This window comes from Bombella pluederhausensis, from assembly GCF_026385525.1.
In the GTDB taxonomy this organism is placed as follows: domain Bacteria; phylum Pseudomonadota; class Alphaproteobacteria; order Acetobacterales; family Acetobacteraceae; genus Bombella; species Bombella pluederhausensis.
On the sequence record NZ_JANIDY010000003.1, the window covers coordinates 84,857 to 96,253 of the forward strand.

Genomic DNA, 11,397 nt, shown 5'->3' on the forward strand with positions numbered 1-11,397 from the left:
TTTTACAGCAGGATAGTGAACAGGCCCAGTAGGCAGATCATGATGGCGAACTGTGCCAGTGGCGGGTTGGCAAAGAAACGCCACAGCCGCATTCGTTGCAGGGTGAGGCGCAGCAGGAAGGTGCCTAGCAGGGCAAGGGCAAGGTCGATGATGAAAGACGATACGAATAGCCCATCCAGATTGATGACAAGATAATGATTCACCATCGTCTGCGTCCTATCCCGTAATGGCGGAGGGCCGACCTGTTTTGCTGAAGGAGGAAGTGGACTTCCTCCAGCCCTGCAGCGCAGAGCACTGCCGTGACATGGGCCTGATCGTCTGGAGCCTGTGCCTGCATGAGCATCTTTTCTGCCATGAGGGGCAGATGGTCTTCCAATGAAAAGAGCGTCATGCGGGTCAGGTTGGTTTGTATGGTGTCGGCAAGTGTGGTGAGAGATGGGTACTGACGAGCCATTTTGAGGTCTAGCTCCAGCCTGGCCAGAGCCGTGGTGAGGTCTGCCAGATTGGTAAAGCGTTCGCAGATGCGCCATGCCGCCTTCCCCTTCCCTTCCCGGCTGATGGTCTGGGTGAGTGTGTAGAGCTGGTGGAGGCGGTCATATTTTCGGCTGAGCAGGGCTGCCGTGAAGGAAGGCGACATGAAAGAGAATTGGCGTTCCAGCTCTCTGGCGATGGAGAGGGTGATGCGGAAGCGTGTCCGCCGGGGGCGTGGCGGCAGGAACAGGATGAGAAAGAAGGCCGTTATCCCACCCGCACATAGATAGAAGGTGTTGCGGTCTACGAAGCTCAGCAGATTATAGTCGTGATGGTTGTTCAGCCCCAGAAATACGAAGAAGAAGGCGGCGTAATGCGAGCCCATGGCTGTTGTGGCTGGATTGATGATGAGCAGGCAGCTGAACATCACCTGAAAGAGCATGATGATGCTCATGCCCACCATGGTGCCTACATGCGGCAGGATGAAGAAGGATGTGATTCCGGCCGTCAGGATGCCCAGCGGCGTACCGATCAGGATGCCTCGACCAAAGGCGGCACTGTCAGGCTGTGTGATGCCCAGACAGAGCAGCATGGCGCATTGCGAGAGGGCTGTGGACGCACTGGGCAAGCCACTGCCGATGAACAGGGCCGCCGCCGCACTGAAGCAGAGCAGCACCCTGATGGCATTGATGAGAGCTGCCACTTTGTCCGGATGGAAGGCAAACTGGCTCATGGCTTTGGTCGTGCCCAGCGGGGACGCTTTTAGTAGCGTATTGAGTCCCATACGGCTGCTATGGCGGCTGGCAATCAGGCTAGCCGTGCGTTCCAGCCGCCACGCATCGGCCCGGCTCAGCTTTGTGGCATCCGGGGGAAGGCGTTTCAGCAGTTCGGTCATAATAGCTGTTCTGTCCGTACCGGAGGGCGCATGTATGTCCGAGCGTGTCAGCGCCATAACAGCAGGGCTGACGGTAGCATGACGCATGAGGGCCAGAAGGCTGCGGCAACAGGACAGGGCTGTGACCATACCGATCAGACAGACCTGTGCCCCCTTGGAGCGCAGGCGGCCTTTTGTCAGCTCCGTTCGGGTATCATGAACCTGACTGGCGAGGGAGAAGACCGTGCTGGAGAGGGCGATGGTTTCCAGTGATGTGAGCGTAGGCGCATTGTCATCAAGGGCCAGATGGGTTTCTTGGCGGACCTCGGCGGCGGTTTTTTGCAGGCTGCGTGTGAGTTTCTGCCAGACATGGGGTGTACCGGAGAGCAGGGCCACTGTGGCGATAGAGGCCACGCCAATCATCACGGTGGAGACACGGGCAACCGTGACGTGGAAAGCATTCTGTGGTGCATCAATATGGGAGATGGCGATCAGCGCCACGACATAGCCCGAAAGTAATGCCCCATAGGCCCGGAAGCCCCGCCGCAACGTGCCCACATAGGCGCATATGGCCATCCAGACGGCGCAGCCACCCAGAAGAAGCTGACGTTCCTGCCCGAACATGGAGACAAGACAAAGCGCAACCACGCCCCCGATGAGGGTCCCTACGACACGGTAGAAGGCTTTGCTGAGTGCCTGCCCCCGTAATGGCTGTGCCAGCAGCATGACCGTTACGGCGGCACTGGCCGGGGAATCAATCTGCGCCCAGAAAGCTACGATGAGGGACAGCATAAGAGCTGCCCATATGCGGAGACCGAAACTCCACCAGCCCGGCTGAAAGAACGCTCTGGTCTTTCGCCAGAGTTGGTCTGCCATGGTGACGTGGTTATGTTTCACGTGTGTCATGGCTTAGCAGAACAGTCAGCCAGATGGGCCGCCCGATACCTTAAAACATAACAGATTTTAAGAGGAAATTTGGTGGAGCCAATCGGGATCGAACCGACGACCTCTTGAATGCCATTCAAGCGCTCTCCCAACTGAGCTATGGCCCCACTTTTACGCTGCATCAGGGATGCACCGTGTGGGGAGCATATACCCTTACATAAAAGAAAAAGGCAAGGGGGGAGACGTAATTTTTTCTATAAATTATCATTCCCTCCCTTATTTTTTTATCAGGCCGGTAGAACACCCTGCTGCCGCAGGGCCGTAAGAAGCGGGATAAGCGGCAGGCCTGCAATCGCATCGCTGCTGCCTGAAACGGTTTTGAAAAGCTGTATGCCCAGCCCTTCAATCCGGTAGCATCCCACGCAGGAGAGCAGAGCCGTGCCTTCTTGCTGAAGGTAGTGATCCAGAAACTCATCTGAGAAAACCCGCATAGTCAGGCTTGGGCTGTTGATATGGGACCAGAGGGTTTGCCCGTTCTTCCAGAGGGTTACGGCAGTGTGCAGTGCATGTGTTTTCCCTCGCAGGGCCTGAAGATGGGTGCGGGCTTCAGTCAGGTTGGCGGGCTTGGCGAAGGCACGTCCTTCCAGTTCCAGAATCTGGTCCGCTGCGATGATGAATCGCCCGGGATGGTGGGAGGTTGCTGCCTCTGCCTTGGCATGGGCCAGAGTCAGGGCTGTCGCCTGTAGGGACAGACCTTTCTGTTCAGCCTGTCGGCGCAGGGCATCTTCATCCACATCCACGGGGGCGCAGGTCACGTTCACGCCGGCGGCATGAAGAAGCTGGCGGCGGATGACGGACCCGCTGGCAAGAACAGGCATTCAGGGCACTCCTCTGAGGTTACGGAACAGCCGCTATCATATCCTTCCGCCCCGTAACAGCGGCTCATTCCATAGTTGACGCCCGCCGCCCCTGCGGGGCAAGGATAGTTCCACGGATGCCATCATGAGACATGGCCGTGGCGGGTGCTCGCACTCCCCTTTCTTTTCCGGGATTCTGAATAAGGCATAGGCATGATACAACAGGACAGAACAGTACCCTCAGGGGTGAAGACAAAGGACAAGCCGCTTCTGCGGGCCTTGAAGGGAGAAGCGGTCTGGCCGCCGCCTGTCTGGCTGATGCGGCAGGCAGGGCGCTATCTGCCGGAGTTTCGTGCCATGCGGGAGCAGGCGGACTTCATCACCCGCTGCATGACGCCTGATATCGCTGTGGAGCTTACCCTACAGCCCATCCGCCGGTATGGCATGGATGGGGCGATCCTGTTCTCAGACATTCTCATCCTTCCATGGGCCATGGGGCAAGACCTTCGTTTTGAGGAAGGGCGTGGCCCGGTGATGACACCCATCCGCAGCGAGGCAGACCTTGCCCGGCTGGATGAAGGCCGGATGATGGAAGCCGTGGCCCCCGTACGGGAGGCTCTGCGCCGCCTGCGTGTGGAACTGCCAGAGGAGACGACCCTGCTTGGCTTCGCAGGCAGCCCCTTCACGGTGGCTTGTTATATGGTCGAAGGCGGCAGCTCCCGTGACTTTGCCCATATCCGGGCCATGATGCAGAAGGACCCGGCCCTGTTCGACAGGCTGATGGATATCCTGACCCGCAATACGGCTGAAATGCTGTGCGGGCAGATTGAGGCCGGCGCCGAAGCCGTCATGCTGTTCGATTCATGGGGAGGCATCCTCCCGCCAGAGGCATTCCGCCGTTACGTGATTGAACCGACACGCCAGATTGTGGCCCATATCCGTGCCCGTCATCCTGATGTGCCGCTGATCGGCTTCCCCCGTCTGGGTGGTGTCATGGTGGCGGAATATGCCGAGAAGACCGGTATCAATGCTCTGGCACTGGATACAGTGGCCGACATGGCCAAGGTGGCCGAAATGGTGTCTGAGACGGTAACGCTTCAGGGCAATCTTGACCCGATGATCCTGCTGAACGGTGGTGAGGCCCTGAAGGTGGAAGCCCGCCGTATCCGGGACAGCCTCAAAGGGCGGCCGCATGTGTTCAATCTGGGGCATGGGGTCATCAAGACCACACCGCCGGAACATGTTGCTACGCTGGTTGAGACAATCAGGGACGTATAATCATGAAAGACGCACTGCGACCGGGCTTGAAGCTGGTCATCTTCGACTGTGATGGTGTGCTGATTGACAGTGAAGGCCCGTCCTGTCGGGCGACAGCCCAGTTTGCCCGCTTGCTGGGCGTGAATATCTCGGATGAGGAAGGCGTTGCCCGTTTTGCGGGCAAGGCCCTGCCGCAGGTGGTGAAGGAGCTGGAGGCCGAGCTTGGTCATCCCTTGCCTCCCGGCACCAATACAAGGATGCGTGAGAATCTTGTCAGACTCATGAAGGAAGGGGTCGAGCCTGTGGCTGGTGCTATTCCTTTGCTGGAAGCTCTGGCAGCACGGCATGTTCCTGTCCGTGTCGGGTCCAATTCTTCCATGGCGGAGATGGAAGCGAAGTTCGGTTTTACCGGCATGGACCGCCTTCTGCCGGAGGAACGCATCCATTCGGCTGCGGATATGGGGCAGCCCAAGCCGGACCCTGCCGTCTATCTGTGTGGTGCCGAGGCGGAAGGCGTTCGGCCTGATGAAACCGTGGTGATTGAAGACAGCGATACCGGGGCCGAGGCTGCCCGCCGGGCGGGCATGTCCTGCATCCTTCTGCGCCCGGCCTCCCATCCTCTGCCGGCCTTCTGGCCTGTGGAAGGTTTTGTGCGGGTGGAGCATCTGGACGAGGTCATGCCACTTCTGGAGGCCGTGCTGGCCTAAAAGACGGGTGGAACGGAAAGGAAAAGACGCATGACATCATTTCTGCTGATGCATCTGAGCTGGCTGGTTGCGCTGCATATCATGGCGTTCGTGTCATGGATGGCCGGGATGTTCTACCTGCCCCGCCTGTTTGTCTATCATACGCAGATGGAGCCTGATTCAGCAGAAAGTGCCCGTTTCTGCCTGATGGAACGCCGTCTTCAGCGGCAGATTATGGCGCCTGCCATGGTTGTGACCTTCTTTACCGGAGCGCTGATGGCATCCCTCCCCGGCGTCGTGGACTGGTCTGCTCTATGGTGGTGGGTCAAGCTGTTCTGCCTGCTGGGTATGTTCATGTTTCATGGGGCCTGCGCTGTCTGGCGTCGTGGCTTTGCAGAAGGGCGCAACCAGCATGGTGAACGCTTTTACCGCATCGCCAATGAAGTCCCCACTGTGCTGATGATCCTCATCGTCATCATGATCGTGGTACGGCCATAAGGGAGAGACTTATCCCTTCCCCCATGTTTCAGCAGCTGTAGGGGGCGTGGCCGTATTTGTTGTCTGATTAATGATGATGCCCTTTCTTCTTTCTGGCTTCACGCCGTTTCTCATCAGCAATGGCTTTCTTGATGAGGGCATGTTCGTGATGGCGGAGAAAGAGGAAGGAGCCTCCCAGCAGGGCCAGCATGACAGCCGCCAGCCCCAGACCGGCAGGGCCGGTGAAACTTTCTATCTGGCTGCCAAGTTCATAGGGGACAAGAACATAAAAAGTCCCCCATAGCAGGCCGCCAAGGGCGTTATAGATTGTAAATATTCCCCATGACATGCGGGAAGCCCCAGCAAGTGGGGCGATAAGGATGCGCAGAAAGGCAATGAAACGCCCCAGCAGAACACCAACCCCACCAACCCGGCGGAACAGGTAACGGCCAAGGGTCAGGCGGTCCTTGTGCAGGCCGATTTTGTGGCCATGCTTTTCCAGCAGGTGATAGCCGACCTGATAGCCAACGATATAGCCGATATTATCCCCAATGATGGCCCCGCTGACAGCTGCGGTAATCAGCCACTCCGGTGCAAAATGATGCGTATGGGATGCATAGAGGGAAGCAAGGATGAGCAGGCTCTCGGCTGGGAGGGGGATACCCGTGCTCTCCAGCATGATGACGACCCCCAGTATCAGATAGGCGTACAGCGGGGGAAGATGTTCAAGAAAGGCGGAGAGATGCTGTATCAGAGGGAGTGCTTCCTATAGATCAGGGGGCATTCCGCTAACCAGTCCAGCCAGAAAAAACTGGTTCAGTGGTGGTCTGCCCTGTCAGGGGTCTTGGTCCTCAGGATACCGGGGCAGTCCAAAACAAGGCAAGAGCGTTTTTGCAGGAGAGATATCATGACATCCGCCCCTTCCCATGCCCGGCCCTCCCTGCCATGGGTCACGCCAGACCTGATGACCCGCAGGACACGCAGCTTTGCGGAGATCAGGGCCGTGGGGGGCTGGGTTCTCTGGCAGGAGCGGCGCCCGGACGAACAGGGGCGGAGTGTCGTGGTCGGGCGTGCCCCCGATGGTACGCTGCATGATCTGACACCACCGGAGGCTCAGGTGGGTACGGATATGCATGTCTATGGTGGTGGCGCATGGGCAGCAGAACAGCACGGGCCGGATATGCTGGTGGTGTTCAGTGACAGTAAAAAAGGTGGCCTCTGGCGCAGTTTCAACGGGCGTGAGGCGCAGCCTCTTTGCCCTGCCACAACGCAGGAAGGGCTGACCTGCCGTTATGCAGACCTGTCCCTGCAAGGGGGACGGCTTGTCTGCGTGCGGGAAGTGGAACAGGCAGAGGGTGAGGAACTGGCCGATCTTGTGGAGATTGATGCACAGGGCGGTATCCGTTCCCTCCAGAGCGGGGCGGATTTTTACATGTCTCCCCGTCTCTCGCCTGATGGCCGGTTCTTGGCCTTTATTGCATGGCAGAATCCGCATATGCCGTGGACGGAAACGGGTCTTTATGTCACCGACCTGTCCGGCTCGGGTGGCACGTTTTGTCTTGCCGGGGGCACAGGGCAGGATTGTAGCGTGATAGGGCCATTCTGGGACGGGCAGCGCCTTTATGCGCTGTCTGATGCTGCCCCGGCTGATGCGTCTTCTGGTCATGACCGGCGTTGGACGCCCATTGCCTTCGAGCCTGAAGCAGCAGCAGAGCAGGGTGTCGTAACATGGCGTGCCTGTTCCCTGCCTCCAGCTCCGGCTGAGGTAGGTCTGCCTGCATGGGTGTTCGGGCAGTCTTGCTGTGCGGCTCTGTCAGGTGGGCGGCTGCTGGCCCGTGGTGTGCGGCATGGCGTGCCCGTGACCCTGCTTTATGAACCGGAACAAGGCTGGCGTGATGTGCTGGATGGTGCCGTCCCGGATGATGTGCCCGTGCCGCTGGATGATGGGTCACGGTTTGCATGGCTGAACAGCCCGCCAGAGGCTCCTCCTGCCTTGATGATTGGTACGCTGGATAGTGCAGCAGGAGAGCGGGAGATGGTCCGGCAGGCATGGGAGCTGCCGTCTGATGTCGTGGCGGCGGATATTGCCTTGCCGGAGACGCTGTCTTTCCCTGTGGAGGATGGGCCGGGGCCGCTTTATGCCCAGTTCTACTCGCCAGCGCAGGGCCCTCATTGTGAGAAGGTGACGGGAAAACCGCCGCTCGTTGTGATCGTTCATGGTGGCCCGACCGGGCAGGCCCGGACGGACCTGTCCTTCAAGGTCCAGTGGTGGACATGCCGTGGTTTTGCCGTGCTGGATGTCAATTACCGTGGTTCTACCGGGTTCGGGCGTGCCTATCGGGAAGCGTTGAATGGACAATGGGGCGTGCTGGATGTGCAGGACTGCTGCCGGGCTGTTCAGGGCGTGATTGAGAAAGGGCTGGTGGACCCGCAACGCTGCGTTATCCGGGGCAGCAGTGCCGGTGGGCTGACGGTCCTGTCCGCTCTGGCACAGTCTGACCTGTTCGTGGCGGGTACGTCCCTCTATGGCGTGACGGATTTGCGGGGACTGGTGGAGGAGACGCACCGTTTTGAGGCCCGCTATCTGGATGGCCTCATCGCACCGTGGCCGGAAGGAGAGGATGTCTATCTGGCCCGGTCGCCTCTTTCATGGCCGGAGAAAATCACGGCCCCCGTGCTGTTCCTGCATGGGGATGCTGACCGGGTTGTGCCGCTCTCTCAGGGGCAGGCATTGCAGAAGCAGCTTCCGGCTTCATCCCTGCATGTTTATCCGGGGGAAGGGCATGGCTTTCGGGATGCAGACGTGATTGCGGATTCCCTTGCCCGTGAGCTGGCTTTCTATCGGGAGGTATTTGCTGGCTAGAGGGGTACCTAGCGTATTCTGCCCTTCTTCCGGGGAAGCGTGTGACCGAGGCGGTGGATGACGGTAAGGGCCGCCATGAGGGCCAGCGAGCCGATGAGCGTGACGCCCAGAGCCTGACCGATCATCACCCCTTTGGGGCCGTAATGGATGCCAATGGCGATGAAGGGGATGGTGCCCAGTGTGGCCCGTCCCCAGTTGAAGGCTGTGGAATAGAGCGGATGGCCCAGATTGTTGAAGGCCGTGTTGGAGACAAAAAGCAGCCCCACAAACATGTAGCTGGCCACGGCCCAGTGGCAGAACAGCTTTACCAGTTCAATCCCAGCGCCCTGAACATGGAAGACATGAAGGATCAGGGGTTCGCACAAAGCAAAGGTCAGCCAGTCAAGCCCGACACAGAGGGCTGTCAGCTTGAGGGATGACAGGAAAGTCTCTTTCACCCGGTCCGGCTGACGTGCGCCGAGATTCTGCGCCATGATAGGGCCAACGGAGCCTGTCAGGGCGAAGACGAAGGCAAAGGCGACCGGGACCATGCGGTCCACCACGGCCTGACCGGAAACAGCTTCAAGCCCGAAGCGGGACATGGCGTGCGTGACGATGAGATTACCGATAGGTGTGGCCATGTTGGTGCCGATGGCTGGCAGGGCGATGGCTCCGATAGCCCGGCTGGCATGAGGGATCATTTTCAGGCGGGGGCGTTCCAGCATGTCATGGCCCCGCAGGTTGAGAAATCCGCTGAGGGAAATGACACAGCGGGACAGCACGGTGCTGATGGCTGCTCCCTCCAGTCCCAGATGGAGGCCGAAGATCAGGATGGGGTCAATGATGATCGTGCAGGCAGCGCCTGTCAGCGTTACCCTCATGGCCCGGCCTGCATCGCCTACGGCCCGTAACAGTGAGGAGAGCGCCATGCCGAGGCAGACCAGCGGCAGGGCTGGTGACGTGATGTGCAGGAAATGCGTGGCGTGCTCTAGTGCTGCCCCTTTCGCTCCCAGAAGCATCAGGAGAGGATGGGCAAGAAAGGCCGTCACGAGGCCGAGGGCGGTGGTAACGGCGAGCATGAGTACCAGAAAGGCCGAAGCATGGCGGCGTGCCCGGAAATGACGGCAGGCCCCGATGAGACGCCCTGTATTCGCCCCCAGACCGATGGACATGCCGAGCGATACGGCCACCTGCACGAACCCCAGAGAGGTGGCGAAAGCAATGGCGGCGGTCAGCGTGGGGTCATGCAGATGGGAAATGTAGAAAAAATTGAGCAGGTCCACGAAGAACACGGCCATCAGCCCAATTGCACCCGTGCCGGCCATGGTGATGACATGGCGCATGATGCTGCCATGGACGAACCGTGCCCGTCTGGCTCTCTGCTGGGCGCAGGGCGTAGCCTGCACGCCGGGCGGCGTGATGGGGGAGGAGGCTGACGGGAGGGCGGAATCAGTCTTGGGCTGCATGGCCCTTCATTCTGCCTTGTTTACAGAGGCAGGACCAGAGTCGAATTAATAAGGGGTGACGTGCTATGTGCAGGCTGCATCATTCCATGCCGATGAGCTTCCATTTCACCTGATGATAATGAGTGTGGGGGTCATATATGGCCACGTTGAGTTTCAGCTCTTGTGCTGTCAGATGACCCGTGGCGGCGGCCAGATGATAGGAATCTTCAATCAGGTTGGCCGTGTTCTGCACGAGAGTTTTTTGCTGGTCGAATAGAAGTTCCTGCTGCTGAAGAACCTCGAAGGTAGTGCGTACGCCGAGAAGCTCCTGCTGCTGGATGGCATGGAGTGCCTCCACGCCGGTGGCAACGGCTTTCTGATTACGGGCGAGCTGGTCATTATCAGCGGAGAGTTTCTGCCATGCGCTCAGGGCGCTTTCCCGTGCTTCTCGTTTCTGCTCATCCAGATTGTGCTGTGCGGCCTGAACGGCCTGTTTGGCAGCGCGAATGCGGGCATATTCGCCACCACCCTGATAAATGGGCATGGAGGCCTGAAGCATGACAGCCGTGGCGTCTTCGGAGAATTTGCCGTTCCCCTGGTTCACCTGCCGCTGGTAGGAGGCCTGGGCGGAGACCTGAGGGAGGAGCTCAGCAATGGCGAGTTTGACATCATGCTTTGCACTTTCCAGCTGGTACTGGGCCTGAAGAACCTGTGGCAGCTCGTTGAAGGCGAGCTGGTTAATCTGTGTCACCGTGCTGAATGGCGAGGGAAGACGCTCCGGGGGGGAGAGTTCCTGAGGGGGAACAATGCCGATGACCCGTTGGAATGTCGCTTCCGCCACACGGACCTGACCTTCCGCCTGACGGGTTGTGGCCTGAGCGGCTTCATACTGTGATTCTGCCTGTAACGCATCGGTGCGGGTGGCCTGATTGAGGGCAAGCTGACGTGTGGTCAGGTCTACCTGCCCTTTCAGAGTATGTTCATTTTCCAGTGTCAGGGCGAGCAGGGCACGGGCCTGTGTGACAGCTACGTAAGCTGAGACGACATTGACGAAAAGTTGTTGCTCGATATTCACAAGATGTGCCCGCTCCCCGAGGATGGAGCTACGGGCCTTGCGTGTGGCCGCCCATGTCTTGCCTCCACGGAAAAGAGGTTCGCTAACCGTTACGCCTGCGGCATAACCGGGTGCCCTGAATTTCTGATTATACCGGAAGCTCCCACCATACGGGAAGGTGACGTAGTTGGACTCATTATAGTTGGCGGTGCCGCTCACGGTGACGGTTGGCCGCCAGCCCGCCAGAGCCTCCGGCATGGCTTCATCCGTCTGGCGGAGAATGGCTTGCTCTCGCAGTATCTGCGGATTGGAGCGGTAGGCCATTGCCATAGCTTCACGGAGGGAAAGGCGGGCGACAGGGCGGGATAGTGTTTCATCAGCAAGGCAGCTTGATGGCGCAAAAAAGGCAAATAAATTAAGAAAAAGAAAAGCAGGTCTTTTCTTCAGCAAAGAAAAGAAAAACGCCATAAAGACTTAACCTTAAGTAAAGGAATAATTATCTATTTAGTGCCTTGCTTGTTTGGCGCACGGCTATAGTATTATTCATGA

10 protein-coding genes and 1 tRNA gene are annotated in these 11,397 nt (G+C 58.8%); 4 read left to right on the forward strand and 7 right to left on the reverse strand.

Annotated features, from left to right (window positions below; all coding sequences use genetic code 11):
* Positions 1 to 2: 2 nt before the first annotated feature.
* The 4 genes from NQF86_RS06825 to NQF86_RS06840 form a co-directional block, all read right to left on the reverse strand.
* Positions 3 to 206: a DUF1656 domain-containing protein gene (locus tag NQF86_RS06825; RefSeq protein WP_266116890.1), complete on the reverse strand. Its 204-nt coding sequence runs from the start codon at positions 204 to 206 to the stop codon at positions 3 to 5.
* Entirely contained in the window at positions 200 to 2,251 is a 2,052-nt protein-coding gene (locus tag NQF86_RS06830) for an FUSC family protein (RefSeq protein ID WP_266116891.1), read from the reverse strand. Before NQF86_RS06830 ends, NQF86_RS06825 begins: the two co-directional genes overlap by 7 nt.
* Positions 2,252 to 2,321: 70 nt before the next feature.
* Positions 2,322 to 2,397: transfer RNA gene (locus NQF86_RS06835), tRNA-Ala, on the reverse strand.
* Between the two features lie 120 nt (positions 2,398 to 2,517).
* A complete protein-coding gene (locus NQF86_RS06840; RefSeq protein WP_266116892.1) occupies positions 2,518 to 3,108 on the reverse strand; it encodes a Maf family protein in 591 nt (196 codons plus the stop codon).
* A gap of 225 nt (positions 3,109 to 3,333) precedes the next feature.
* Here NQF86_RS06840 and hemE point away from each other — a divergent pair, with 225 nt between their 5' ends.
* Genes hemE through hemJ form a run of 3 tightly spaced genes read left to right on the forward strand, consistent with a single transcriptional unit; the run spans position 3,334 to position 5,528 of the window.
* Entirely contained in the window at positions 3,334 to 4,365 is a 1,032-nt protein-coding gene (gene hemE / locus NQF86_RS06845; protein WP_407652886.1) for a uroporphyrinogen decarboxylase, read from the forward strand.
* A gap of 2 nt (positions 4,366 to 4,367) precedes the next feature.
* Positions 4,368 to 5,051, forward strand: a complete 684-nt coding sequence (locus NQF86_RS06850) for an HAD family hydrolase (protein ID WP_266116894.1) — start codon at positions 4,368 to 4,370, stop codon at positions 5,049 to 5,051.
* A gap of 30 nt (positions 5,052 to 5,081) precedes the next feature.
* Positions 5,082 to 5,528, forward strand: coding sequence for a protoporphyrinogen oxidase HemJ (hemJ, locus tag NQF86_RS06855; RefSeq protein ID WP_266116895.1), 447 nt, complete (start codon positions 5,082 to 5,084; stop codon positions 5,526 to 5,528).
* A 67-nt stretch (positions 5,529 to 5,595) separates the two neighbouring features.
* On the opposite strand, the gene NQF86_RS06860 is transcribed toward hemJ, so the two are convergent.
* Positions 5,596 to 6,186 (reverse strand): DedA family protein, encoded by a 591-nt coding sequence (locus tag NQF86_RS06860; protein WP_266116897.1) that lies wholly within the window; start codon positions 6,184 to 6,186, stop codon positions 5,596 to 5,598.
* 228 nt (positions 6,187 to 6,414) lie between these two features.
* On the opposite strand from NQF86_RS06860, the gene NQF86_RS06865 reads away from it, so the two are divergent.
* The gene (locus NQF86_RS06865; protein WP_266116898.1) at positions 6,415 to 8,370 is read left to right on the forward strand and encodes a S9 family peptidase; all 1,956 of its coding nucleotides are present in this window, start codon (positions 6,415 to 6,417) and stop codon (positions 8,368 to 8,370) included.
* Positions 8,371 to 8,378: 8 nt separating this feature from the next.
* Here NQF86_RS06865 and NQF86_RS06870 read toward each other — a convergent pair whose 3' ends face one another.
* Complete coding sequence (locus NQF86_RS06870) at positions 8,379 to 9,815, reverse strand: MATE family efflux transporter (RefSeq protein ID WP_266116899.1); 1,437 nt, start codon at positions 9,813 to 9,815, stop codon at positions 8,379 to 8,381.
* 79 nt (positions 9,816 to 9,894) lie between these two features.
* Positions 9,895 to 11,316, reverse strand: a complete 1,422-nt coding sequence (locus NQF86_RS06875) for a TolC family outer membrane protein (protein ID WP_266116900.1) — start codon at positions 11,314 to 11,316, stop codon at positions 9,895 to 9,897.
* Positions 11,317 to 11,397 lie beyond the last annotated feature (81 nt).

Coding starts and splice junctions, on each gene's coding strand:
- NQF86_RS06825 (WP_266116890.1), bottom strand. CDS start 206: ATGGTGAATCATTATCTTGTCATCAATCTGGATGGGCTATTCGTATCG.
- NQF86_RS06875 (WP_266116900.1), bottom strand. CDS start 11,316: ATGGCGTTTTTCTTTTCTTTGCTGAAGAAAAGACCTGCTTTTCTTTTT.
- NQF86_RS06850 (WP_266116894.1), top strand. CDS start 4,368: ATGAAAGACGCACTGCGACCGGGCTTGAAGCTGGTCATCTTCGACTGT.
- NQF86_RS06830 (WP_266116891.1), bottom strand. CDS start 2,251: ATGACACACGTGAAACATAACCACGTCACCATGGCAGACCAACTCTGG.
- NQF86_RS06840 (WP_266116892.1), bottom strand. CDS start 3,108: ATGCCTGTTCTTGCCAGCGGGTCCGTCATCCGCCGCCAGCTTCTTCAT.
- NQF86_RS06860 (WP_266116897.1), bottom strand. CDS start 6,186: ATGCTGGAGAGCACGGGTATCCCCCTCCCAGCCGAGAGCCTGCTCATC.
- NQF86_RS06865 (WP_266116898.1), top strand. CDS start 6,415: ATGACATCCGCCCCTTCCCATGCCCGGCCCTCCCTGCCATGGGTCACG.
- hemJ (WP_266116895.1), top strand. CDS start 5,082: ATGACATCATTTCTGCTGATGCATCTGAGCTGGCTGGTTGCGCTGCAT.
- NQF86_RS06870 (WP_266116899.1), bottom strand. CDS start 9,815: ATGCAGCCCAAGACTGATTCCGCCCTCCCGTCAGCCTCCTCCCCCATC.